The following is a 25,338-nucleotide window of genomic DNA, read 5'->3' as shown; positions in this document are numbered from 1 at the left end:
GCCCCCATGCCCAGGAGTAAGCTCATGAGCCTTCCCAAGCCCTATGTGGATTTCAAGGAATACTTCCCCGAGTTGGCCCAGGCCTTTGAAAAGCTGGGCCTATTGTGCAAGCAAGCCGGCCCCCTGGACGGCCGCTCGGCCCGCCTGGTCAAGCTGGGCGTGGCCGTGGCCACCGGCAGCCGGGGCGGCATCAAAAGCCAGGCCCGCAAGGCCATCGGCGAAGGCTTCACCCCCGAGGAGCTCCGGCACGCGGCGGTGTTGGCCATGCCGGCCATCGGCTTCGCTTCCGTGGTTGCGGCCATCGGCTGGATCAACGAGGTGGTGGGAGAAACCGCCTGATGAGGCCCGGCCGCCCATACCCTCGCGGATGGGAGAGCACCGGCGGCAAAACCCGGTCTAGCGCCCCATTAACACTGGCGTTGCGCGTCTGACCTGGTAAAATCGTAAGCGTTTTTTGGCCCGTCGTCTAACGGCAGGACATCAGCCTTTGGAGCTGATTATTCAGGTTCGAATCCTGGCGGGCCAGCCATAACTATTGCAGGGACCGGTCTCAGGGCCGGCCCCTGTCTTTTTATGGCTTCGCCTCTGGGCCGTGAACGGACCGGGGCTTGGCGGGTGTGCCCCCCGTGGTGCCCAGATATATGGCGGCCACGGCCAGCAAGGCTCCGCCCGCCTCCAGGGCGGTGGTGGGTCTTCCGAAGATGACCACGTCCCAGACAAAGGACAGCGTGGGCTGCAACAAGAGCGCCAAGGCCGCGCGGGAGGCGGCCACCTGTTTGAGAGCCAGGGAGATGAGCACCCAGCCCACCGCGTGGCAGATCAGGCCATAGACCACCAACCAGCCCCAGTCCCAGGCCGAGCTCACGGCCAAGGACTCGCCGGAGCCCAGCAATTCCAGCCAGAGGATCACGGCGCAGACCAGGGATATCAGGGCCACGTTGGCCATGGAATCCAGGCCGCCCACCCGACGCACCGACCATCTGAGGCACAGGATGTAGGATCCATAGGCGCAAGCGGTCAGCAGGCCCAAGACCACCCCGTGTTGATAGCCGTCTCCCAGCTCCCGCCAGTTTACGCCCACCAGGAGCCACAGGCCCAGCATGGCCAGGGGGATGGACACGCCCAAGCGCCATCCAGGTTTCTCGCCCAAGACCAGGACCCCCACCCCGGCCACCGCGAATACCTGAAAGTTGGCCAGGATGGTGCTGAGCCCCGGTCCCAGCAAAAGTATGGCCCGATGCCAAAGGCTCAGATCCAGCGCGAAAAGCAGACCGGCCAGCGCGGCCAGGCCCAGCGCAGACCAGCCGGCCCACAAGGCCTTGCCGCGCAGACGGGTCCACAGGGCCAAAGCCAGGCCGCCGATGAGCACGCGGTAAAAAGCGCTAGCCGTGGGGCCCACGGACACCAGCCGCACCATGACGGCGGAAAAGCTGATCAGGGTGGCTCCGGCCAAAAGGCACAAAAGAGCACCCGCCGACGGAGAGAGCCGGGTCATGCGTGGCTCCCTGCCGCGGCGGGCGTTGGTTCGGCGACGAGGATGGGGGCTATGAGCCTTCCCCATCGGTTGCGGCCTGGCCCGCGCTGGGTGCCGCGGGAGGCTTTGCCGTTTGGGCATTCTTCTTTTTGGAGCCCATGCGCTCGAAGAGCACGAACAGGCCGGGCACGAACACCACCCCCAAGAAGGTGGCGGCCAGCATGCCGCCGAAAACGGCGGTGCCCAGGGCTACGCGGGCTCCGGCCCCGGCCCCGGTTGCCACCACCAGGGGAAGGGTTCCCAAGATGAAGGAAAACGCGGTCATCAAAATGGGGCGGAAACGCAGACGCGACGCGTCCATGGCCGCTTCCACTATCCCCTTGCCCTCGCTGTGCAGATCGCGGGCGAACTCCACGATGAGGATGGCGTTCTTGGTGGCCAGACCCACCAGGAGCACAAGGCCTATTTGGGTGTAGACGTTGTTGTCCAACGAGCGCAGCTGCACCGCCACAAAGGCTCCCAGCAGGGCCAGGGGCACCGCCAGGATAACCGGCATTGGCAGCTTCCAGCTTTCGTATTGCGCCGCCAACACCAGGAACACGAAGATCACCGCCACCACGAACACCACCGAGCCGGTGCCTCCGGCCACCACCTCTTGGTAGGTGATGCCGCTCCAGGCGTATCCCATGGACGAGGGAAGCTTTTGCTCGGACAAGGTCTTGAGCAAATCGATGGCCTGGCCGGAGCTGTAGCCGGGCGCGGCGTTGCCGCGAATGGTGGCCGCCGGGTAGAGGTTGAAGCGGGGCAGCACCTGGGGGCCAACCGTGCTTTGGATGCTGGCCAGGGTGGCCATGGGGACCATGTCACCGTTGGCGTTGCGCACCTGCAGCCTGGCGATGTCCTCGGCCTTGGCCCGGAAGCGGGCCTCGGCCTGCATGTTGACCTGGAAGGTGCGACCGAATTTGTTGAAGTCGTTCACATAGGCGGAGCCCAGGTAGGCCTGCAGGGTATTGAACACCGTGGACAGGGGCACGTTCAGGGTCTTCACCTTGGTGCGGTCCACGTTTACGAACAACTGGGGCACGTCGGCCCGGAAGGTGGTGTACATGCCGGTCAGGCCGGGGGTGACGTTGCCGTCACGAATCAACTCGTTGGTTATTTCTTCCAGGTTTTGCACTCCCGTGGCCCCGCGGTCCTGCAACTGGTATTCGAATCCTCCGGCCAGGCCCAATCCGGGTAGGGCCGGAGGGGGGAAGGCCATGGCCCTGGCCTCCTGGATCTGATACATGCCCATGTTGATGCGGCCCATCATCTCCGGCTGGCTCTCACCGGGCTTGCCGGCGCGATCGCCCCAACTCTTGTACACGGCGATCAGTCCGCCGGTGTTGGAGTTGTTGGTGTTGTCCAGCAAGTTCAGACCGGTAAAGGAGATGTTGAAGGCTATGCCCGGAGTGCCATCAACTATCTTGTTGACGCTGTCCATTACCTCCTGGGTGCGCTGCATGCTGGCGCCGTCGGGCAGTTGGATGGTGCCGATCGCGTAGCCCTGATCCTCCACGGGCACGAAGCCGGTGGCGGTTTGGCTCATAGTGTAAAAAGCCACTCCGGAAAGGATTAGGTAGACGATCATGGAGACGCCAATCTTGTGCACCACCAGCCCCACCACGCTTTCGTAGCGGTTGGTGGACCAACTCAGGAAGGCGTTGAAGCCTCGCCAGAACCAGTTGCGGTGTTCCTTGGTGGGCCGGAGCAACAGGGCGCAAAGGGCCGGGCTCATGGTCAGGGCGTTGATGGAACTGAAGAAGGTGGCCGTGGCGATGGTCAGGGCGAACTGCTTGTAGAGGATGCCGGTCATGCCCCCCATGAAGGCGGTGGGGATGAACACGGCCAAGAGCACCAGTGTGGTGGCCACCACCGCCCCGGAGATCTCCTCCATGGACTTGATGGCCGCTTCCTTGGAACTGAGCCCGTGTTCGTCTATGTTGCGGGCGCAGTTCTCCACCACTACGATGGCGTCGTCCACCACAATGCCGATGGCCAGCACCAATCCGAACAGGGTCAGGGTGTTGATGGAAAAGCCCAGGATGCCCATCACCGCGAAGGTACCGATCAAGGAAACCGGGATGGTGATGGCCGGGATCAAGGTGGCCCTGATGTCCTGCAAAAAGATGAACACGGTCAGGATGACCAGGATGGCCGCAATGACCAGGGTCATCACGATTTCCTCGATGGAAGCGCGCACCACGTCCGAGGCGTCGTAGGTGACTTCCGCCTTCACGCCCTCGGGAAAGCCGGGTTCCAGTTCCTTGAGGACTTTGCGGCAATTGTCGGAAATTTGCAGCAGGTTGGCCCCCGGCAACTGGTAGACCATGATCGTGGCCGTGGGCTTTTGGTTCAACTGGCTGCCGATGGTATAGGTCTGGGCCCCCAACTCCACCCGGGCCACGTCCTTGACCCTGACGATGCGTCCGTCCGAGCCGGTCTTGATGATGATCTGCTCGAATTGAGATACGTCGCTCAGGCGGCCCAGCACGTTGACCGTAAGCTGGAAGTTCTGGCCCTTGGGGGCCGGCTGCTGGCCGATGACGCCGGCGGCCACCTGCACGTTCTGCTCTTGAATGGCCGAGGTCACGTCGTCGGTGGTCAGGCTATAGGTCTTGAGCTTCTGGGGGTCCAGCCACAGGCGCATGCTGTAAGTGCCGGCGCCGTAAACCTGTACGTCGCCCACCCCGTATACGCGGGCCAATTCATCCTTGATGTTGATGGTGGCGTAGTTGGCCAAAAAGATGTCGTCGTAGAGTCCGTTGGTATCGAGCAGGTTGATGCACAGGGCGAAGTTGGTGGACTTCTTCAGCGTGGTTACGCCCAGGCGCCGCACGTCCTCGGGCAGCTTGGGAGTGGCGATGCCCACCCGGTTTTGCACCAGCACCTGCGCCATATCCGGGTCGGTGCCGGTCTCGAAGGTTACGGTCAGGGTATATGAACCGTCCGAGGCGCTGTTGGAGGACATGTAGATCATGCCCTCCACGCCGTTGACCTGCTCCTCGATGGGCTGGGCTACCGTTGCCGAGACCACCGTGGCGCTGGCGCCGGGATAGGTGGCGGTCACGGTGACCGTGGGAGGCTCTATGTTGGGATACTGGGCAATGGGCAGACCCACCAGGGTAAGCAAGCCGCCCAGCACGATGACGATTGACACCACCGCCGCGAAAATGGGCCGGTTGATGAAAAAGCGTGAGAACATTTAAACCCGCCTACTTTGCGCCCTGGGCGGGCTTTTCCTTGGTCGCCGCCGCTTCCGGCGCCTTGCCCTTTTGCTGGGCCATGGCTTTTTCGCGGGCGGCGGCCTGGGCTTGCTTAACCTGCTCGGGAGTCATGGGGGTGCACTTGGCGCCGGGCCGCACCCTTTGCAAGCCGTTGATGATCACCCGGTCCTTGAGCTGAAGGCCTTTGAGGATGACTATCTTGCCGTCCGTTTGCACCGGCCCGGTTTCCACCGGCCGATACTGCACCACGTTGTCTTGGTCCACCACGAGCAGGTAGGTGCCCCGCTGGTCGCGCCCCAGGGCCCGGTCCTCGGTGAGGATGGCGTCCTTTATAACGCCAACCGGCACCTGAACGCGCACGAACAAGCCGGGAACCAGCACCCCGTCGGAGTTGGGAAACACCCCGCGCATCTGAATGGTGCCCGTGCCGGGATCCACCTTGTTATCGATCCAGTCCAAATAGCCTTTGTGAGGATAATCCTGATCAATGGCCGCCCCCAGGCTGGCCAGGGGATAGCCTTGTGCGTTGAGGGGCACTTCCCGGTCGCGCTGGTTGGCGCGGTATTTCATCACGTCGGATTCGGCCACGGTGAAATAGGCGTAAATGGGGTCGTCCATGACGATGGAGGTCAGCTTGGTGGTCTGGCCCGCTCCCACCAGGTTGCCCACGTCCACCAGGTTGCGCGATACCCGGCCGCTGATGGGGGCGTGAATGTGGGTGTAGCCGTAGTCGATGCGGGTGCGCTCCAATTGGGCCTTGGCCGCCTGCACCTGGGCCTGGGCCTCGGCTTCCTGGGCCTTGGCCTGGATCACGTCGACCTCGCTCACCGCGCGGTCCTTGAAGGCGTTTTCCTTACGCACCAGGGTCGCCTGGGCCAGTTGCAACTGGGCCTGGGCCACCGCCTGGTTGGCCTTGGCGATGTCCACCTTGGCCATATAGGGCTCAGGCTCGATGACAAAGAGCAGTTGCCCCTTTTTGACATGGCTGCCCACATCGAAATTGACGCTTCTGAGCTGGCCTTCCACCCGGGCCATTATGTCCACCGAGAACTGGGCCTGGGTGTTGCCGGTGTACACCGCGTAGTCGGTGACGGTGCGCGTTACCGGCGTGGCCACCGTGACCACGGGCGCCGGCGGCGCGGCCATTTTTTCTTTTCCCCGGTCGCAACCGGCCACCGCCAGCGTGAGCCCGGCCGCCAGGGCCAAGGCGATGAGCGCCTGTCTACTTTTCCCCATTTTCATGGCAAATTCCCTTGAGGGTCCGCGGCCCCGCCTTAGCGGAGGGCCGTTTCCAATGCATTGTTGGGCGGGGCCTCGCGTTTAGCCGCCGGGTCCCAGCCGCCGCCCAGGGCCTGGTAGATGTTGACCAGGTTAATGGCCGTCTGTCCCCTGGAAGCGGCCAAGGCGTTGTCGTAGTCGAACAGGTTGCGCTGGGCGTCCAACACCCTTTGGAAGTCCTGCAACCCCTCTTTATAGAGACGAATGGCCAACTTCAAGGAACGCCGCGAGGCGGCCACCGTGGTCTTCAAATATTGCTGGCGCAGCTTTTCCTGCTCAAAGGCCACCATGGCGTCCTCCGCCTCTTTCAAGGCGGTGAGCACCGTGCTTTCATAGCTTAAAAGCGCCTGCTCGGTCTGGGCGTCGCGCACCTTTATCTGGGAGCGGATGCTGCCACCGGCGAACAGGTTCCAAGACATGGTGGGGCCTATGGAAAAGAAAGTGCTGCCCCCGGAGAAAAGATCGCCGCCGGTCATGGCCGCGGTGCCCAGGGAGCCGATCAGGTTGAAGCGCGGATACAGGTCGGCGGTGGCCACCCCGATGCGGGCGGTGGCCGCGGCGAGCTGGCGCTCGGAGCGCCTGATGTCCGGCCGCTGGCGCAACAGGTCGGCCGGCACGCCCACCGCCACCTCGGCCGGCGGCACGGGTATGGGCTGGGTTCGCATGAGTTCCGGGGCCAAGGAGTTGGGGGGGAGCCCCAGCAACAAGGCCAAGGTATTCATGGCCTGGTTGAGATTGCTTTTGATCGGCGGCAGCTCCGCCTGGGAACTGCCCAGCACCGTCTGGGCCTGGGAAACGTCCAGATCGGTGGCCAAGCCCCACTTGAAGCGGGATTGGGTAAGCTTCAGTACTCCCTTTTGGGATTCGATGTTCTCGCTGGTGGCCGAGATGCGCGCCTGCAGGGTGCGCACCACCAGATAGGTTTGGGCCACCTGGGCATAAAGGGTCACCATCACCCCGGCCCGGTCCTCCTGGCTGGCCTGATAGTCGGCCTGGGCGGCTTCTACCTGACGCCTTACCCGGCCGAAGAGGTCGATCTCCCAGCTGGCGGAAAGGCCCAGGGAAATGTTGTTGCCCAAAAGACCGCTCTGGCTCAGGTCGTTTTCGCTGTACTGCTGGCGAAGGGCCGAGGCCGGGGCGTCCACGGAGGGCAGCTCTTGACCAAGCACCACCCCCAGGTAGGCCCTGGCTTCTTTCACCCGGGACATCGCGGACTTGAGGTCCAGGTTGCCGCTGTCGGAACGTTTAATAAGGGAAGTCAGCTCGGGGTCGTTGAACACGGTCCACCAACGGGTCAGGTCGGCGGGCTTTTTTTGGAGCGCGGGATCGCTCGATTCCTGCCAACTGGCCGGAACCTGGCTCTTGGGAGGCTGGTAGTCCGGCCCCACTTTCATGCAGCCGGTCACAAGCAACGAGAGAAAAACCGCCAGACAGGCCGTGATCAGTCTTGATTTGTTCAGACTCGCCAAACAAAGATGCATACGTATCGCCCTTCTAGAGTCATGCCCATCTTGTTTTATACCCATGCGATTGTCAACCAGACTTACCAAGAAAGCCATTTATCCGCCCAGTCGGCTTTAACTTTTACTCTTCATGGTGTGCAAGCTCACCAGACGCGCCACCAGAACCACCATGTAAAATTGCCCCACCACCGATTCGGTGATGGCCAACTGCCCGGCTATAGGGGTCAAGGGGGTGATGTCGCCGTAGCCGGTGGTGGTGATGGTGACGAAGCTGAAGTAAAAAAGCGCGGGCAAGTCGTACGCATATAGAGATGATCTTACCGTTTCCAGCAGTTGGGCGGGAATATGGAAAGAGCCGGACCAACTTGCTTCCACCGCCTGGTAGGCGAATCCCCACATCAGCCCCATGAGCAGATAACCGTTCAAGGCGCCGGCAATGGTATCAAAGGAGACTTCTTTTTGGGTGAGGACCTCCTTGACGATGGCGAAGATGACGATCGCCATGAATCCGACGTAGCAAACGCTGCCGGCGATCAGCGCCCGCTTGGTTTGCCAGTAAAATTCACCCATCAACAGGACCAGACCCGCCACGAACAAGAACAAGGCGATAAAAAAGGTCCGCTTGCGATCAATCACGGTATAGGCGGCGGCCACCAGGACGAAAACGATGAACAGATCCAAAATGCTTTTGCTTTTGGGCATGATTTGTTCGATCAGGGGCACGATCAACAAATAGAGCATCAAGGTGCCGAACAGCCAAATGTGCCGGGATTTGAACCAGGGAAGTTTGTGGCGGTGATGAAAGGGAGCCACCACCGGTCCGGACTGGTCTTTTTTCCTCACAACACATCCTCCCAACGGTCGAGTTGTTCAAAGGGCAGGAGTTGTGAAAAAGCGCGGTTGGTGGTGACTATGCCTTCCTCCTCCACAGCGGCCATGGGGTTGAGCCCGCCCCGCACCACCATGCCCACCCGTCCGGTGGCCAGGGGTACCTCCAAGAGAGGCTGGCCGGGCCGGCCGATCAGGATGATGGCCCCCAGGCCTGCCTTCTCCAGGCGTCCGGCCAGGCGGCGGGCCTTTTCCGCCGCCGGGGCGGGAATCTCGCGAAAACTGGCCCCGATGACTCCCTCGCCGGTGGCCACGGCCTGGCTGACCGAAGTCATGCGGCCCTTGATGAAAATCTCCAATGGGTCCAGGGTGGTGCCGTCGTAATTGATGATCTGAGTAAAGCGCAGCGGCTTGTGCTCGCTGACCTGTAAGAGCCCGCCGAAGCGGTTGGTCATGGGCACGCCTTCATCGAGCATCACCCCGTTGATGGCGATGGAGCACACCGTGGCCACCACCACTTCATCGGGCTCCGGGGTGTAGGAGCCCACCTTTTGGCCGGGGCGGCCGACGAGCAGGCGGTCGCCCAGGGAATAGCCCGCCTGGAACACCCGGCGCATCACCTCCTTGGCCCGGGGCACGTCCTGGGATCTGAGCACCGAAAGGTTCACCACCACCTTGCCCCGGCCCTGCCGGAGCTTGAAGTCCATACCGTAGATCAGGGCCTCGGCCCGCGCGGCCACGAAGCCGACCTTGTCGACCACGTAGGCGGTTTCCAACTCCCGGCGCCCCTCGGCGGTCAGCTTGCGTCCCCGGCGGCCCACCTGCTGGGTCAGGCCTTCCTGGTCGGTTATGCTAAGGTAGTATCGGATGGTCCGTTGGCTCATGTCCTTGCCGGCCAGGGCCAGGGCGTGGGCAATGCGGGTGCCGCCCAGGGGCTTGTCCGATTCCGACAGCACTCTTAGTACATCGAGGATTTTTCTTCTGCTGCGTTCGTCCACCGCAAATTCCTTCCATTTGGTAGGCTTCTACCTGGTGCGCAATGGCCCTAACCTAACCGCTCGTATCGATAAAGTCAAGCATGATGCGGCAAAATTGCCGTCTATTCCCGTGCGCTCAACACCCTGGCGCGGCGCGTTTCACCCCCCAGGGGGCGTAATAGCCGGTTAACCAATTAAATCAACGGATAGCAGCCATTGCTGAAGCCGCGCGGGGTGGGTGTTGACAATATGGAAATCCTCTGTCATAAAGGCAAAGGTTGCCGTGTTTGCCAGGGGACGCATCAGCCCTCCGGCCGCCCTCAAGGGGCGGGTGCAGCTTACAATTCGCGATAGCACGCCTTTGGTCGCCTCCAACCCGCGGGGCGGCATGCGTGTGTCGCGGCAAACCAAACCGGCGGCCGCAACGTCATATTGAGCGGCCGGGCCCGGCACTTTCGCCGGGCGGGGTTCCGGGAGATTTTTTAGACCATGGCCAATAATTCGACCGCAGATTTCCAGCCGCAGATCACCCTGCTCTATTGCCGCCAGAGCTTGGCCGCCGAGGCCAAGCCGGTGCAAGGGCAGCGCGCCGGTGAGGGCTTCGGAGTCCGCCTGGTGCTGCTGCCCTGTAGCAGCAAGGTGCAGCTTCCCCACCTCATGCGCCTTTTGGAAAAGGGCGCCGACGGGGTGCAGATAGCGGCTTGTCCCGAGAAGGCCTGCCAACATCTGGTGGGCAGCAACCGGGCCGAAAAGCGCATTGCCCGCGGCCGGGGGCTTTTGGAGCAGGTTGGCATGGGCGCCGAACGCCTGGGTCTAGACCGGGGCGCGGGCCTTAGCCTGGATGATTTAATGGAGATGGCCGGCCAGAGGGCCGAGGCCGTGCGGGCCCTGGGGCCCAACCCCATGAAAGGAGTTTGAGCGCCGATGATTACCGCTGAGTGGAAGCCCATTGAGGAGATGGTGGGTTACCTGCGCGGCCATAAAAAGGTGCTGGTAATCGGCTGCGCCACCTGCGTGGCCGAGTGCGCCGCCGGCGGAGAGCGGGAGGTGGAGACCTTGGCGCCCCTGCTGGCCATGGCCATGCAAAACGACGGCAACCCCATCGAGGTGAAAAGCGCCACCCTGGAGCGCCAGTGCGAGCCCGAGTTCCTGGAGGACATCGCCGAGGCGGCGGCCGAGGCCGACGCCATCGTCAGCGTGGCCTGCGGCATCGGCATGCAGCTGGTGGCCGAGCGCTATGCCGATACCTCGCTCTACCCCGGAGTCAACACCACCAGCCTGAGCATCCGTGAGGAGCCGGGCCTGTGGACCAGCCGTTGCGCCGCCTGCGGCGACTGCGTGCTGGGGCTGACCTTCGGCCTGTGCCCGGTGGCCCGCTGCGCCAAGAGCCTGCAAAACGGCCCCTGCGGCGGCACCCGCACCAACGGAATGTGTGAGATCAACGAGGACACGCCCTGTATCTGGCGGCTGATCGTGGAGCGGGCCACCGCCCGCGGCCGGTTGGAGGACCTCACCAAGGTGCGTCCTCCCAAGGACTGGTCCAACTCGCCGGCCGGAGGGCCCAAGAGGATGCTGCGGGAGGATCTGCGGTCATGAGTCTCAAAGCGGGAACCAAGTTAGAGAAGGTTTTGGCCGCCGGCCAGTTCGCCCTCACCACCGAAGTGGGCCCGCCCCGGGGCCCGGACGTGGACGAGGTGCTCAAAAAGGCCGAAGTGCTCAGGGGCATTGCCGACGCCTACAACGTCACCGACAACCAGACCGCGGTGGTGCGCATGTCCTCCATCGCCGGCTCCAAGATCCTCTTGGACGCCGGGCTGGAGCCGGTGGCCCAGATGACCTGCCGGGACCGCAACCGCATCGCCATGCAGAGCGACCTGCTGGGCGCGGCCGCCCTGGGGCTGAAGAACATCCTGGCCATCAGCGGCGACCACCAGGGCGCCGGGGCCAGCGGCAAGCTCAAGGGCCATCCCGGAGCCAAGGGAGTCTACGACGTGGACTCCATCCAGCTGATCAACATCATCAAGAACATGCGCGACGAGGGCCTGCAGGCCGGGGGCGACAGCCTGACCAGCAAGCCGCAGTTCTTCATCGGCGCGGCCTGGACTCCCCTGGGACCGCCGGTGGAGTTTCGCGTGTTGCGCCTGGCCAAGAAAGTGGCCGCGGGCGCGGACTTCATCCAGACCCAGGCCGTCTACGACATCAAGGCCTTTGCCGAGCAGTTGGCCAAGGCGGTGGACATGGGCCTGACCGAAAAAACCGCCATCCTGCCGGGGCTCATCGTGCCCCGTTCGGCGGGCATGCTCAACTACATGAACAAGAACGTGCCCGGCGTGGTGGTTCCCCAGGAGCTCATCGACCGTATGAAAGGCGCCTCCGACCCTCAGGCCGAGGGTATCAAGGTGACCATCGAGCTGATCGAACAGGTCAGGGAGCTTACGGGGGTCAAGGGAGTGCATCTGCAGGCCATCGAGGCCGAGGAGCTCTTGCCCGAGATAATCAACCAGGCAGGCCTGTCCCCGCGTCCGGAGGTCTAGACTCCGGCCCGGGCTCAACGCCAGCAGACGAGCGGGATTTTTATAATGGGCGAAAAGTATCACGTCGAGGTGGACCCCACCCAACCGCGTTTCACTCCGGTGGCCAAAATCGCCGCCATGGAGACGGAAGGCTGTTTGGGCTGCCTGAAGTGCGTCAAGCGCGATAGCTGCATTTACGAGGTTTATCGCAAGAAGACCTTTGACGCCGGGCAGGTGGTGGACACCACCGACTCCATGTGCATCAGCTGCATGCGCTGCGTGCAGGAATGCAAAAAAGGCATCCTCTCCCGGGCCGTGAACCCCCAGTTCGAGGCCATGGGCGACGATTATTGGCGGCCGGACATCATCGGCACCCTGTGGAAGCAGGCCACCACCGGCGCCATCCCGGTGTCCGGGGCCGGCTATCGCGGCCCCTTTGCCGGTCCCGGCTTTGACAAGATGTGGACCGACATGAGCGAGATCGTGCGGCCCACCCGCGACGGCATCCACGGCCGCGAATACATCAGCACCACCATCGAGCTGGGCCGCCGCCCCGACCGCCTGTTCTTCGACGAAGACGGCGCCCTGGACGTGGACATGCCGCCCATGGTGGAGTTGCCCACGCCCATGATCCTGGACATCCCCCCCTGGGGCAAGGCGGGCCCCGGCACCCGCCGGGCCTTGGCCCTGGCGGCCAAGGAGGGCAGGACCCTGGCCGTGGCCACCTATGAGGAGGCCGCCGACCTGTTGGCCGACCTGCGCCCCCACCTCATCGTGCGCCTGGACGGCGTTCCGGCCAACCTGAGCCCCCTGGACGGGGTGGTCATGGCCGAGATGATCGACACCCCCGGGGTGATGGACGACGTGGCCAAGCTCAAAGAGCTCAGGCCCGACCTGGTGGTGGCCGTGCGCCTGGCTCTAGACCAAGACGCGGCCGACCGCGCCGCCGAGCTGGCCCTGGCCGGAGCCGAGGTGCTCTACCTGCAGGCCGGCTACAAGGGCCAGGGCCTGGGCAAGGCCGCGGGCACCTTCATCACCGACCTGTTGCGCGAGGTGCACCTGCGCCTGGTGGACGAGGCCTGCCGCGACCAGGTGACCCTGGTGGCCGGCGGCGGGGTGGCCCTGGCCGAGCACGTGGCCAAGACCATCCTTTGCGGCGCCGACGCCGTGAGCCTGGGCCTGGTGCTCAACGTGGCCATGGAGTGCCGCTTGTGCGGCTCTTGCACCGAGGGCTTCGACTGCCCGGTGAACCTGGACGGCATCGACGCCGAGCAGGGCAAACGCCGCGTGGTCAACCTGCTGGGCGCCTTCCACTCCCAGCTCATCGAGCTGATGGGGGCCATGGGCATCCGCGAGGTGCGCCGCCTGCGCGGCGAGATGGGCCGGGCCATGGTCTTCGAGGACCTGGAGAAGATGAGCTTCGCGCCCATCTTCGGCGAGCGGGTCACCGACCTGCCCCCCGCCAAGCCGACCGCGGCCCCTCCGCTGGCTCCCGGCGATTACAGCGCCCTGCCGGTCAATATCGCCACGGCGCCCTCGCGCTACCGCAACGCCCTGACCAAGTTCAAGGTCGAGCGCCTCAACACCTGCGTGGCCTGCGGCAAATGCGCCGAGGTCTGCCAGTTCGGGGTGCACGTAAAGGCCGGCGAGAAGATGCTGGCCCCGCGCAGCCGCCATTGCCGGGGCGCGGATTATTGCCGCTCCATCGGCTCCTATTGCGGCGACGCCTGTCCGGTGGAAGCCATTCGGGTGGGGCAAAACCCGGTGTGGAAGACCTTCGGCGATCCCCGCTGGCCCGCCGACCTGTTGGTGGCCACCTGGATCCAGGCCGAGACCGGCAAGCCGCCCGAGGAAAATCTGGAGTACCGCAAGGGCGCCAGCGGCGGCGGCTTCGACCGCATGGAGATAGTGTTCCCGCCCGAGCCGCCCGACGCCAGCTTCGGCCCTCAGGACGTGGACCTTTCCCTGCCCCTGAACCGGCGCGACGACGACGGCCGGCCTCCGGTGGAGATCGGCTTCCCGGTCTACGGCGGCGGCATGAGCTTCGGCTCGGTGAGCCAGGCCACCATGGAGAGCCGGGCCCGGGCTTACTCCTCCATGAACTCCTTCACCTGCACCGGTGAGGGTGGCTTCCCGCCCGTGCTGGAAAAATACTCCGACAACGTGATCACCCAGGTGGCCACGGGTCTGTTCGGGGTGCGCGAGGATACGATCCAGCGGGTACGCATCGTGGAGTTCAAATACGCCCAGGGCGCCAAGCCCGGCCTGGGCGGCCACCTGCTGGGCGACAAGGTCACCGAGGCGGTGGCCAAGATGCGCGAGGCCGTGGTGGGCACCTCCCTGTTCAGCCCCTTCCCCTTCCACTCCGTGTATTCGGTGGAAGACCACAAGAAGCACGTGGACTGGATCAAGCACGTCAACCCCACCACCCTGGTCTCGGTGAAGGTCTCCACCCCGGTGGACGTGGACATGGTGGCCGTGGGCTCCTATTACGCCGGGGCCCACATCGTGCACCTGGACGGCAGCTACGGCGGCACCGGGGCGGCACCGGACATCGCCAAGAAGAACATCGCCATGCCCATCGAGTACGCCATCCCCATGGTGCACCGCTTCCTCACCGAGGAGGGCATCCGCGACAAGATCACCCTGATCGCTTCCGGCGGAGTGCGCACCGCTTGGGACGTGGCCAAGGCCATCGCCCTGGGCGCCGACGGCATCGTCTGCGGCACCGCGGACATGGTGGCCCTGGAGTGCATCCGTTGCGCCAACTGCGAGTCCGGCCGGGGCTGTCCCCGGGGCATCGCCACCACCGACCCCGTGCTTTCGGCGGCTTATGACGCCGACTGGGGCAGCCAGCGGGTGATCAACCTGTTCAACTCCTGGGCCATCCAGCTGCGGGACATCCTGTGGCGCCTGGGGCTCAAGAGTGTTCGGGACCTGGTGGGACGCAGCGACCTGCTCACCCATCTGGATTATCAGAAAAAGGCTTGAAAGAGAGAGGAACCGCCATCGTGGCCAGCCTATTCCAAGCCCAAGGACGACAAAGCCGCCTCCCCTCCCGGGAGGAGCTGACCCGCATGACCGAGGCCATCCTGGCCTCCCGCCGTAGGGCGTCGGCCGACGCTCCTCCGCTTAGCCCCCACAAGGCCGCCGAAGAAGGCGGCTGCGGCGTGGTGGGTTTCGCGGCCAACGTGCCCGTGCGGGGACGCCATATATTCGAACCGTCGGTGCAGATGCACAACCGGGGCAACGGCAAGGGCGGCGGCATCGCCGCGGCCTGTCTGGACCCCCAACAGCTGGGCGTGGACGCCGGCACCCTGAAAGACGACTACATCCTGCAGGTGGCCCTTTTGGACCCCGAGGCCGAGGGTGAGGTCGAGGCCCAGTGTGTCAGCCCCTACCTGGACATCCACCACAAGGCCAGGGTTGAGACCCAGGGCGACTACCGCGATTTCGGCCTGGAGGTGAAGCCTCCGGACGTGGTGCGCTATTTCGTGCGGCCCAAAGCGGCGGCCCTGGAGTCCTTCGCCGCCGAAGAGGGCCTGGGCGAGCTGAGCGGCCGAGCCCTGGAAGACGAGTTCATCTACCGCAACACCAACCGCCTCAACGCCACCTTCTACACCAGCCTGGGCGAAAAGCGCGCCTTCGTGCTCAGCCACGCCCGCAACCTGGTGATCATGAAGGTGGTGGGCTACGCCGAGACGGTGGTGCAGTACTACGGCATGGACGACTTCAAGGCCAAGGTGTGGATCGCCCACCAGCGCTACCCCACCAAGGGCCGCGTCTGGCACCCCGGCGGCAGCCACCCCTTCATCGGGCTAAACGAGGCCCTGGTGCACAACGGCGACTTCGCCAACTACTACAGCGTCAGCGAGTACCTGCGCCAGCACGGCATCGCCACCCAGTTCCTCACCGACACCGAGGTGGCGGTCCTGCTGTTCGACCTGTGGACCAGGGTGTACCACTACCCCCTGGAGTACGTCATCGAGGCCATGGCCCCCACCACCGAGCTGGACTTCGAGCGCCTGTCCGCCCAGAAGAAGCCGGTGTACAGGGCCATCCAGGCCATGCACATGCACGGCAGCCCGGACGGCCCCTGGTTCTTCATCATCGCCCGCTCCAACCCGGAGAAGGACCTGTACCAGCTTCTGGGCATCACCGACACCTCCATGCTGCGTCCCCAGGTCTTCGCCCTGCAACACGGCGACGTGTCCATCGGCCTGGTGGGCTCGGAAAAGCAGGCCATCGACGCCACCCTGCTCTCCCTGAACCAGGAAGATCCCCGCTTCCGCCTGGTGGCCGACCGCTACTGGAACGCCCGCGGCGGCAGCTCCACCGACGGCGGCGCCTTCCTGTTCAACGTGCAGGGCAACGGCCAGGGCTACGACCTCACCTGCATGGACAAGTTCGGCACCCCCATCGAGGTGGACTCCGGCCAGTGGCGCTTTGATCCCCAAGAGGTCACCAGCGTCCCGGACCAGGCCCAGAGCCTGGAAGAGGCGCTGAACGCCGCGCCCGAGGGCTCCGAGCCCATGGCGGTATACGAGCAGGCGGCCTCGGCCATGGCCTCCTGGAGCTTCGCCCAGGTGCGCTGGCTCATCGCCCAGGTGGAAAAGGTGGCCCAGGCCAGCGACCAGGGCACCCAGTGGGCCCTGGAGGTCCTGACCCTGCTCAACGACCGCCGCTACGACACCGGCGAGCTGAAGCGCTCGGTGGTGCTGCAGCTGCTGCGCACCGCCATCAACGGCATCCTGGACCGCACCCCGGCCATCGCCGAGAACAAAGGCACCCGCTACGCCCGTATCGACTGGGAAACCAAGGGCGATTTGCGCGCGCCGGCCGGCGATGAAAAGGTGCTGGTGGTCTACGCCCACCACTTCCCCCCCGAGGGCGACGAGTGCGATGCCCGCCTGGAGGTGCAGGCCTATCACCTGGGCTGGAAGCGCTTCATCGTCTACGGCCTCAAGGGCCAGCGTTTCCACGGCTGCGGCCTAGGCCCGGAGACCGAGGAGGTGCGCTTCGACATCTACGGCGCCTCCGGCGACTACATCGCCTCGGGCATGGACGGCCTGGAGATTCAGATCCACGACAACGGCCAGGACCAGCTGGGCCAGATCCTGAAGGCCGGCACCCTGGTGATTCACGGCGACGTGGGCCAGGCCTTCATGTACGGGGCCAAGGGCGGCCAGGTTTTCATCATGGGCAACGGCGCGGGCCGGCCCCTGATCAACGCCGTGGGCCGTCCCCGGGTGGTCATCAACGGCACCTGCCTGGACTTCCTGGCCGAATCCTTCATGGCCGGCGACCCCTACAACGGCGGGGGCTTCGTGGTGCTCAACGGCATCACCTTTGACAAGCAAGGCAAGGTGGTGCCCCTGGAGGCCCCCTACCCCGGATCCAACCTGTTCTCCCTGGCCAGCGGCGGTGCCATCTACGTGCGCGACCCCGAGCACAAGCTGGTGGACCAGCAGCTCAACGGCGGGGCTTATTTCGAGCTCACCGACCAGGACTGGGAGCTGATCCTCCCCTACCTGGAGGCCAACGAGCGCCACTTCGGAATCAGCGTGGACGACCTGCTCACCGTGGACGGCGTGAAGCGCGCCCCCCACGAGGTCTACCGCAAGGTGGGCCCGGGCAAGAAAACGGTATCCCCCAAGCACGCCATTCCCGAGTAGCCGACCAACCAACCAGACCGGACCGCCGCATCCCTCGGGGTGCGGCGGTCTTTTTTGCGCCGCTTCAATGAGCCATTTTATTGCCGCTTGCCAGGGGCGGCTGATATGTTAACTTCATCGTGCCATCGGGCGGCCAAGGGCCGCGACCGGCGCGGCACAAGGCGATGGAGGTGCTTTTATATGCGCAGTTGGGGGCTACCGGCCATGAATATCTCGCGTTCGTGGTTGGGCAAGGCCGCGTTGGCCCTGGCATGGGCCCTGGCCATGCGTTTGCTGCTCCATCGCCTGGGCCTGCCCGATTCCCCGGCCGGGGATTTGGCTCCCCTCATCGGCCTGGACCGTCCTGGTTTCTGGTGGAAGTTCCTGGGCGACTGGGCGCCCCTGGGCCTGCTATTCATGAGCAGCGCCGGGTATCTGCTGTCTCGCTGGGCCAGGACGGACGCCCCGCGCTCCGCCGCCCGTTTCTCTTCCCTGGATTGGCCTGCCTACGCGGCCCTGCCGCTCATGCTGGGTTTCACCGCCCTCCACGCTCATACCCCGGCCTGGCCCCTATGGTGCGGGGTGGCTTATTTGGCGGCCCTGAGCTGGCAGGCGGCGCTGGTCGCGGCCATGCTGTGGGAGGCGGGGGGCAGCCCCGGGGCCGACGGCCGGTTGCTGGCCTGGGGCGGCGCGTTGTTGGGCCTGGCCCTGTACCTGGGCCTGAACTTTTGGGTCGCCCAGGCGGTGAGCACTTGCGGCGACGAGTCCCTGTATCTGATCAACACCGACCGGCTTATGGCCGCCTTGGGCCTGTCTTCCGGCCAGGCCCACATGCCGGAATACCGTCTGCATTTTTATTGGGGCGGCTGGAGCAAGAGCTTGGCCAAGCCCTTGGCCGAGTCCTGGGGGCTCTTCGCCCTGCTGGGCCCGGGATGGGTGCTGGCCGGCCGCCTGGGCGCCTTGGCCATCCTGGCCCTGGCCGGGGCCCTTGCCCTGGGGCTGTTCTGCCGCCTGGGCCTCAACCTGGGGTACAGGGAGCGGCCCGTGCTGGCCGCCACCTGGCTGCTGGGCTTTTCCCTGCCCCTGTTGCAGCTCACCCAACACGTCTATCCCGGAGCCTTGGGCGTGCTGGGGGTCATTCTTGGCTTGCATTGCTGCCAGTGCATCCAAAGGCGCACCGCGCCGGCCCTCCTGCTATTGGGCCTTATCGCTATTTTCCTGGCTCTGGCCAAGATGCGCCTGGCCCCGGTTTCCCTGGGCCTGATCCTGGCCGGCCTTGCCGCCCTGTATCTGCATTTCCCGCTTCGGCGGCGCAAAATCGTGCTCATCGGTTCCGGTCTGCTCGCCTTGTTGGCCGCGCTGTTGCTGGCCTCCCTGCTCGGTGCGCCCGGCCTTGGCCTGGTGACCAACAAGCTCTGGAGCATCAAAGGCGTGCAGTTGGGCCCCATGCTCGTCTCCCTGCCGGCCATGCTCTTTGACCAGCAATTCGGGCTGCTGGCCTATGCGCCGTGGCTTATTTTGGGCCTGGCCGGAGCGGCCCGCTTTGGCCGGGAGCACCCGCGCCAACTGCTGTACGGACTTATAATCGCCGGGGTGTCGGTGAGCGCGGTCGTTCTATGGCGCTGGGTGCAATGGGAAGGTGGCTTCACCCCGCCGGGGCGCTTTTTGGCGCCTCTGCTGCCCATTCTGGCGCTATGGTCCCTGCCCGCTTTCGCGCGTGGCGGTCGCCTGTGGCGCTCGCTGTGCGCCGCGCTGGGCCTGGCCAGCCTGGCGGTGGCCTGGATTTTCACGCTTATTCCCCAGTGGCGTTTCCATCGCCGCACCGGCATCAACAACTTCCTGGCCTGGCTGGACGACGCCCTGTCCGGCACGGCCCATCGCTTCTGGCCCTCGTTCAACGAGATCTCCTGGCAACCTATTTTGCCGGTACTGCCCTGGCTGCTCCTGTTGGCAGCGTCCGCGTATTACCTCTGGCGCGATCCCAAGCCCGCGGCCGCCCAGCCGCCCGCTTGGGGCCTGGGCCGCCTGGGGATCGCGGGCGGAGCCCTGGTTTTGGCGGCGCTGCTGACAAGCGTGGTTTTGGGGCGTCTGGTCCCGACCGGTTACATGGAAGCGGAAAACCTACGCACCGCAGAGTCGCGGCTTTACGGCAATTATTACAACCGCCGGGTGCAGTTGGTATTGCGCAGCCCCGCCGACCATGGCCAAACCATGGTGGTGGCGGGGCGGGACATAGAGTTCCTGGAGGTGCGTGCCCACCGGGTGGCGGACCGTACCCAAGCGGGGCCCCCGCCGGTTATCGCGTTTTATATGGACGACAAGCCATTGGGTCAGATCCTGGTGGTCAAAACCGCTTGGCGCATCTACCGTTTGCCGATCAGCGTTTCACCGGGCCGCCACCTGCTTCAAGTAAGAATGTTGAGCCACAGCGGCCGCGACGCGGTGGGCCTGGACTGGCTGCGCCTGGGGCCATGAAGGAGCGGCGATCAACCGTGACTGGAAAACGAAAACAAGGCAAGTGAGCCCAAATCTGGAAAAAGGCACCTCCACCCTGTGGTGGATCGCCGTTATCGCCCTATTGGCCTTGGCGGTGCGCGGCATATTTTTCCTGGCCCCGTCCCTGGACTCCGACCAAGCGGTGGTGGGGCTCATGGGCATGGACATCCTGGAAGGCCACCTGCCCCTGATGTTTTGGGGCCAGGACTACGGCGGCAGTCTGGAGTCCATTGTGGCCGCCGGATTTTTCGCGCTGTTCGGGGTGAGCCGCCAGAGCCTGTATCTCTCGCCCACCTTCATGTCCCTGTTCTACCTGGCCGCCATCTACCTCATCGGCCGGAACCTCTGGGGACGCCGGGCCGGCCTGGCGGCCCTGTTCCTGGCCTCCCTGGGCCCCTTCTACCTCATCTGGCACTCGGTGTTGCCCCGGGCCATTTACATCGACACCCTGGCCCTGGGGGTATGGCTGATCTGGGTCACCCTGCGGGCCCTGCGCCGGGAGCCGGGCACCAGAGAATACGCCAGGCTCTGCGCGGTGTTCGGGCTGCTGGCCGGAGTGGCGATGTGGTGCCACATGCTGGCGGTGTACTTCATCCTGCCCTGCGCCCTGGTGTGGTGGCGGCGCGATCCCCGCCTGATGATCCGCCCGGCCTTCGCCCTGATGATGGCCGCTTTTTTCCTGGGCAGCCTGCCCCTGTGGTGGCACAACGTCGTCACCGACTGGTCCACCTATTACTTTATGTTCCACCCCAAGCCCAAGGAACCTTTCTGGCAGAGCCTCCGCTTCATCTGGGAACGCAGCCTGCCGGTTTTGTTGGGCGCTCACTATTTCGCCCTAAGCGGCAAGGACGCGGTGGTGGTGCCCGTACTCAGCCAGGCGGTGCTGGCGCTCACCGGCCTCAGCGCCATGGCCGGGCTGATCTTCTGGGGCAAGAACCTGGTGCGGCGCCTGGTGTGGGGCAACCGGGGCGACGGCTCGGAGGTGCTGCTGCTCACCGTGGGCGCGGTGGTGCTGGTGTTCGGGGTAATGGGCCTCTCCTCCTCGGGCACCCACCGCTATCTGGTGCCCCTGTACGCGGTGTGGCCCTTGCTGCTGGCCTGGGCTTTTGACCGCCTGGGGCAACGGGGAGTGGCGGGACGGATGGCCGCCTGGGCCGGGCTGGGCGCGGTGGCGGTGCTTCTGGCGGTGGGGGTGTACCGGGTTTCCCCCTTGGGTGACCCGGACCTGAAACCGCGTTACGAGGGCTTCACCACCCTGGCGAGAGATATGTCGGGCTTCCTGGCCTCCCAGGGGGTTAGCCACGCCTACGTGTCCCACTATTGGGTGGCCCCGGTGCTCACCTTTGATTGCCGCAAAAAGGTGGTGTTCGTGGTCTCGCGCAAGGACCGCAACCCCGCCTTTGAGCGGGGCCTGCTCCGGGCCGAGCGCTTCGCTTTTTGCGAGATCGGCAAGCCCGCCGTGCCCCGTTTGCGGCAAAACCTGCTTTCCCTGGGGGCCCGCTTTCAGGAGCACGAATTGCGCGGCTGGCGCATCTTCTACGACGTGACTCCCCCGCCCCAGCATCCCCAGGCCCTCTCGCCCGCCGAGTGGCGGGTGCAGGCCGGACCCAACCCGGCCTGGTCGTATCGGGCGGTGGACCACAACGCCAACCTGGGCTGGCGCAGCCTTGCGGGCCAGGAGCCGGGCCAGCAAGTGGCGGTGGACCTGGGCCGCGTGGTGCCCCAGGTATGCCAGGTGCTGCTATTCAACGGCATGGCTGAAGACGCGCCCCACCGCATTAGGGTGATGGGCAGCGTGGACGGACAGGCTTGGCAACGGTTGGCCGAGGTGGAGGGGGACCCGGTGCCCTATGCCTGGACCGGAGACGACAAGCTGGTGGCCCTGCGTTTCGACAGCTGGCAAGAGCTGCGCTTTACTCCCCATGACCTGCGCTATCTGCGTTTGGAGCAGGTCGGCCATCGGCCCAAGTGGAACTGGTCGGTGCTGGAGTTGTTGGTGGGCGCGGCCGGAGCCCCCCGGCCCGAGCCCCAGGCCGCCGCCCATTGGCTACGCCAGGAGCTGGGGCCCCACGCCCAGGTCTGGTGCCCGCCCGGCCTGGCCGCCTGGCTGCCCGAGAAAATGCGTCCCCAGGCCCTGCGCCACGGCCACCCGGACTGGTTGCCCAAGTACCTGCGGGCCTCCTGGCTGCTGCCCGATGACCATCGCCTGTTCTTCGCGGTGGAAAGCGGCCGCCTGGGCTATGCCCTGGCCGCCCTGCGCGGCGCGGGATGGCGCGCCGAGAGCAAGACGGCCCACGGCTACGGCCTTATCATCGCCGATCCGCCCCAGGCCCCGCCTGCCGCCCAGGGCCAAAAGTTGACGTTGCTGCCCCAGGGAGACGGCCTGGTGGCCGATCTGGGAGCGGGGCGCAAGCTCGCCCAGGTGGAGCTGCTGCCGCCCCAGGGCCAGACCCTCACCCCCGCCGGTCTGCGCCTGGAGCTTTCCCGGGACGGCGCGGCCTTTACTCCGGCCACGTTCCAGGCCCGCTGGCCCTCCCGGCTATACTGGTCCGGCCTGGCGCCCATGGCCGCCATGCCCGGCCCGGTGCGCCTGGAGCTGGCGCCAACCACGGCGCGTTACCTGCGCCTGAGCCGCCGGGAGGCGCCCCTGCCCGCGGGTTTGGCCCTTAGCGTAATTCCAGTGGGAAAATAGACGGCAGACCGCTCGCGGGCCTGCAACATGATCAGGCGTTATAGGCCCGCCAGGTCTGCTCCAGGCCCCACAGGCGCTCGGTTTGGGGCGACCAGCCGGTGAGACGGCGCAGCAGGCTCACGTCCAGCACCAGGCGATAGCCCCAGCCCGGCTGGGACTGGTCGTCCGGCGGCGGGTCCACCCCGGCCAGGCGGCTGACCTCGGCGGCCATCTTGGCCACCCGCCAGCCCCGGCCCGAGCCCAGGTTGACGACGCGGTCGGCAGGCTCCGGCTCCAGGGCGGCCAGGCGCCGCATGCCTTCTATCACGTCGTCCACGTAGATGAGGTCCAGCTCCTCGCCGGGCCGGCGCATGAGCGGGGTTTGGCCGGCGCGGGCCATGGCCATGGCCTCGGGCACCACGGTACCCGGATGGGCTCCCGGCCCGTAGACGTTGCCCAAGCGCACGATGCGCAGGGCCAGATCGCCCTCGGCCGCCAGGGAGGTGAGACCCTGTTCGGCGGTCAGCTTGGCCTCGGTGTAGGGGTTGCGCGCCAGGACCGGGTAGTCCTCGCGGACGTCGCTGCCGTCTATCACCGGAGCGTAGACCAGGCAGGTGGAGGCGAACAACATACCGCGCCCGCCGGCCTCCAGCCAGGCCCGGCCCAGAGCGGTGGCCATGTCGGCGTTGAGGGCGCGGGCCATCTGGGGATCGCGGGCGCAATCCACCGGCATGCTCAGGGCGGCCAGATGAAACAGCATGGCCCGGGAAGCCTGACCCGGATCAAGCTCCAAGCCTTGGCGCATGCCCTGGGGGCTCATCAGGTCCACCTGCCGCCAGCGCACTCCGTTCGGCAGGCCAGTCGGCGGCGCTACCCGGTCCAGGGCCGTCACTTCGGCCCCAGCCTGGGTCAAGGCCCTGATCAGGTGCCGTCCCAAAAAGCCCGCCGCGCCGGTGACTACAGCCCTACGTCCTTGCCAATCAGCTTGTCGCATAACCCGATGCCTTGCTCCAAACGGCCCGATTATCCCTGAACCCTGTTTACCACCAACAGCGCTCCGGCTCAAACCTAGCTCAAACCAATTGGCGGCAGTGGCTTTCCCTGGCCAGGGCCAAGAGCACCACGGCCAACAGGATCCAGGCCACCATGGGGATGAAACTGATCTGGTAGGCGGACAGGTCGTAGACGCGCGCTCCCTGCACCACCGCTCCTCCCCAGTTGAGGTCCAGCAGCCAGCCCACCGTGGGCTGCAACAGGGTGGGCCCCAGCATTATCCCCATGTTGGCCGCACCGCTCACCGTGCCGCCAAGATGGACGGGCACCGATTCCTTGCACCAGGCAAAGGTAAGGATCATGCCGCCGGTGGCCAGGCCGGCCAGCACCCCCACCCCCACGAAGGCGGTCAGGGGCAGGCCGGGCCAGTAGAGCATCACCAGCCAGCCCAGAAACACCACCACCGTCCCGCCCAGATACACGGGTTTGCGGCGGCCCATGCGGTCGGAAAGACCGCCCACCAAGGGGCTGCCCACGGCCCAGGAGAGCATGAGCACCGAGCAGATCAGGCCGCCTTGTGCCGGGGTCAGTCCGTAGCGCTGGCAAAGGTAGGGCGGTCCCCACAGCCCGGCGAAGGTGAGCGCCGGTCCCACCACCCCGCCTCCGGCGATGCACAGCAGAACGGTGTTGGGGTAGCGCCAGATGTGGGCCACTCCGGCCAAAATTCCATGGGAGGCGCCGTCCGGAGCCCGCGCCGGGGCATGGCTGCGCCAGCCGCGCTGGCTGGGGTCGTCGCGGATGACCAGCCAGATGGCCAGGGCTATGGCCAGGGTAAGGACCCCCGAAGCGGCCAGCACCGGCCGCCAGCCAAAGGCGTCCACCAGCAGGCGCAGGGGCGCCCCGGCGGTGACCGCCCCGATCACCCCCACCAAAAGGCCCATGCCGGTGATGGCCGCGAAACGCTTGGCGTTGAACCAGTGGGCGGCCAGCTTAAGCAGCGCCACCCAGGCCACCGCCACCGCCCCGCCGATCAGCAGGCGTCCCAGCTCGGCCCAGCCCAGGGAGGGAGCCAGGCCGAAGAGCAGCGAACCGGCCCCGGCCACCAGGGCTCCTGAGGATAGCAGGCGGCGCGGCCCCCAGTGGTCGGCCAGCACCCCGGTGGGGATCTGCATGGCCACGTAGGCGTAAAAATAATAGGCGGAAAGGTTGCCCAAGGCGGCGGCGGAAAGGCCGAACTGGCTCATGAGCTCGCGGGTGATGACCGCCGGGGCCACCCGCTGATAAAAAGCCATCAGATAAAACAGCGCCCCCAGGCCCCATACCAGCCAACTGAGCCACAGCGGCGGGTATTTGGTGGCCGGGGTTTGCAAGCGCTCTAGCCCAGGAGCATGACCGTGTGCACCAGGCCCGCCCATTGGCCGTCCACCAGCCAGGGCCGCACCCTCACCATGAACTCCTTGTCGCCCCGTTTGAGCCGCCAGCAATACTCCTCGCGCCCGCCCTGGGCATAGGCCGCGAAGATCCGCTCCATCTTGGCGTTGCTGGCCGGCTGGTGGAACTCGCGGATGTCGCGGCCCAGGTATTCGGGCTTGCGGTCCACCACCTGGGGCGCGTGCTCATTGTAGTATTTGATGATGCCCTCGCGGTCCAGCACGGTCACCGCCACCGGGAGCTGATCCAGCAACTCCGCCGGGTAGGATATGTTTGCCACGCTGCTCATGCGCA

General features: G+C 65.5%; 17 protein-coding genes and 1 tRNA gene. 9 read left to right on the top strand and 9 right to left on the bottom strand.

Annotated features, from left to right (window positions below; all coding sequences use genetic code 11):
* Nucleotides 1-24: 24 nt before the first annotated feature.
* A complete protein-coding gene (locus AACH32_RS09405) occupies nucleotides 25-339 on the top strand; it encodes a carboxymuconolactone decarboxylase family protein (RefSeq protein ID WP_338606520.1) in 315 nt (104 codons plus the stop codon).
* A gap of 116 nt (nucleotides 340-455) precedes the next feature.
* Nucleotides 456-529 (top strand) — tRNA-Gln (locus AACH32_RS09400).
* A 42-nt stretch (nucleotides 530-571) separates the two neighbouring features.
* Here the strand turns inward: AACH32_RS09400 and AACH32_RS09395 are convergent.
* The 6 genes from AACH32_RS09395 to AACH32_RS09370 form a co-directional block, all read right to left on the bottom strand.
* Complete coding sequence (locus AACH32_RS09395; protein WP_338606519.1) at nucleotides 572-1,495, bottom strand: DMT family transporter; 924 nt, start codon at nucleotides 1,493-1,495, stop codon at nucleotides 572-574.
* A gap of 49 nt (nucleotides 1,496-1,544) precedes the next feature.
* Nucleotides 1,545-4,718 (bottom strand): efflux RND transporter permease subunit, encoded by a 3,174-nt coding sequence (locus AACH32_RS09390; RefSeq protein WP_338606518.1) that lies wholly within the window; start codon nucleotides 4,716-4,718, stop codon nucleotides 1,545-1,547.
* Between the two features lie 10 nt (nucleotides 4,719-4,728).
* Complete coding sequence (locus AACH32_RS09385; protein WP_338606517.1) at nucleotides 4,729-5,982, bottom strand: efflux RND transporter periplasmic adaptor subunit; 1,254 nt, start codon at nucleotides 5,980-5,982, stop codon at nucleotides 4,729-4,731.
* 32 nt (nucleotides 5,983-6,014) lie between these two features.
* Complete coding sequence (locus AACH32_RS09380; RefSeq protein WP_338606516.1) at nucleotides 6,015-7,499, bottom strand: efflux transporter outer membrane subunit; 1,485 nt, start codon at nucleotides 7,497-7,499, stop codon at nucleotides 6,015-6,017.
* Between the two features lie 96 nt (nucleotides 7,500-7,595).
* On the bottom strand, nucleotides 7,596-8,324 hold the full coding sequence (locus tag AACH32_RS09375; protein ID WP_338606515.1) for a potassium channel family protein: 729 nt from the start codon (nucleotides 8,322-8,324) through the stop codon (nucleotides 7,596-7,598).
* Entirely contained in the window at nucleotides 8,321-9,307 is a 987-nt protein-coding gene (locus AACH32_RS09370) for a DUF128 domain-containing protein (protein WP_338606514.1), read from the bottom strand. Before AACH32_RS09370 ends, AACH32_RS09375 begins: the two co-directional genes overlap by 4 nt.
* Before the next feature lie 468 nt (nucleotides 9,308-9,775).
* Between AACH32_RS09370 and AACH32_RS09365 the strand changes: the two genes are divergently transcribed.
* The 7 genes from AACH32_RS09365 (at nucleotide 9,776) to AACH32_RS09335 (ending at nucleotide 22,641) form a co-directional block, all read left to right on the top strand.
* Nucleotides 9,776-10,204 carry a hydrogenase iron-sulfur subunit gene (locus tag AACH32_RS09365; RefSeq protein WP_338606513.1) on the top strand — a complete coding sequence of 143 codons (429 nt, stop codon included), beginning with the start codon at nucleotides 9,776-9,778 and terminating at the stop codon, nucleotides 10,202-10,204.
* A 6-nt stretch (nucleotides 10,205-10,210) separates the two neighbouring features.
* Nucleotides 10,211-10,882 carry a methylenetetrahydrofolate reductase C-terminal domain-containing protein gene (locus tag AACH32_RS09360; protein WP_338606512.1) on the top strand — a complete coding sequence of 224 codons (672 nt, stop codon included), beginning with the start codon at nucleotides 10,211-10,213 and terminating at the stop codon, nucleotides 10,880-10,882.
* Complete coding sequence (locus AACH32_RS09355; RefSeq protein ID WP_338606511.1) at nucleotides 10,879-11,820, top strand: methylenetetrahydrofolate reductase; 942 nt, start codon at nucleotides 10,879-10,881, stop codon at nucleotides 11,818-11,820. The genes AACH32_RS09360 and AACH32_RS09355 overlap by 4 nt, the downstream gene beginning before the upstream one ends.
* 45 nt (nucleotides 11,821-11,865) lie before the next feature.
* Complete coding sequence (locus AACH32_RS09350) at nucleotides 11,866-14,790, top strand: glutamate synthase-related protein (RefSeq protein WP_338606510.1); 2,925 nt, start codon at nucleotides 11,866-11,868, stop codon at nucleotides 14,788-14,790.
* Nucleotides 14,787-17,474: a hypothetical protein gene (locus AACH32_RS09345; RefSeq protein ID WP_338606509.1), complete on the top strand. Its 2,688-nt coding sequence runs from the start codon at nucleotides 14,787-14,789 to the stop codon at nucleotides 17,472-17,474. The genes AACH32_RS09350 and AACH32_RS09345 overlap by 4 nt, the downstream gene beginning before the upstream one ends.
* 204 nt (nucleotides 17,475-17,678) lie before the next feature.
* A complete protein-coding gene (locus AACH32_RS09340; RefSeq protein WP_338606508.1) occupies nucleotides 17,679-19,928 on the top strand; it encodes a hypothetical protein in 2,250 nt (749 codons plus the stop codon).
* Between the two features lie 43 nt (nucleotides 19,929-19,971).
* Nucleotides 19,972-22,641, top strand: coding sequence for an ArnT family glycosyltransferase (locus AACH32_RS09335; RefSeq protein WP_338606507.1), 2,670 nt, complete (start codon nucleotides 19,972-19,974; stop codon nucleotides 22,639-22,641).
* Nucleotides 22,642-22,672: 31 nt separating this feature from the next.
* Here the strand turns inward: AACH32_RS09335 and AACH32_RS09330 are convergent, their stop codons facing one another.
* From AACH32_RS09330 to AACH32_RS09320, 3 genes are all read right to left on the bottom strand, one after another.
* A complete protein-coding gene (locus AACH32_RS09330) occupies nucleotides 22,673-23,614 on the bottom strand; it encodes an NAD-dependent epimerase/dehydratase family protein (RefSeq protein WP_338606506.1) in 942 nt (313 codons plus the stop codon).
* A 79-nt stretch (nucleotides 23,615-23,693) separates the two neighbouring features.
* Nucleotides 23,694-24,983, bottom strand: a complete 1,290-nt coding sequence (locus tag AACH32_RS09325; protein ID WP_338606505.1) for an MFS transporter — start codon at nucleotides 24,981-24,983, stop codon at nucleotides 23,694-23,696.
* Nucleotides 24,984-24,988: 5 nt separating this feature from the next.
* Nucleotides 24,989-25,333: a PAS domain-containing protein gene (locus tag AACH32_RS09320; RefSeq protein ID WP_338606504.1), complete on the bottom strand. Its 345-nt coding sequence runs from the start codon at nucleotides 25,331-25,333 to the stop codon at nucleotides 24,989-24,991.
* Nucleotides 25,334-25,338: the final 5 nt, after the last annotated feature.

Origin of the sequence: Desulfoferula mesophila, assembly GCF_037076455.1 — a bacterium.
Lineage (GTDB): Bacteria > Desulfobacterota > Desulfarculia > Desulfarculales > Desulfarculaceae > Desulfoferula > Desulfoferula mesophila.
This window is presented reverse-complemented; position numbering and strand designations above follow the sequence as displayed.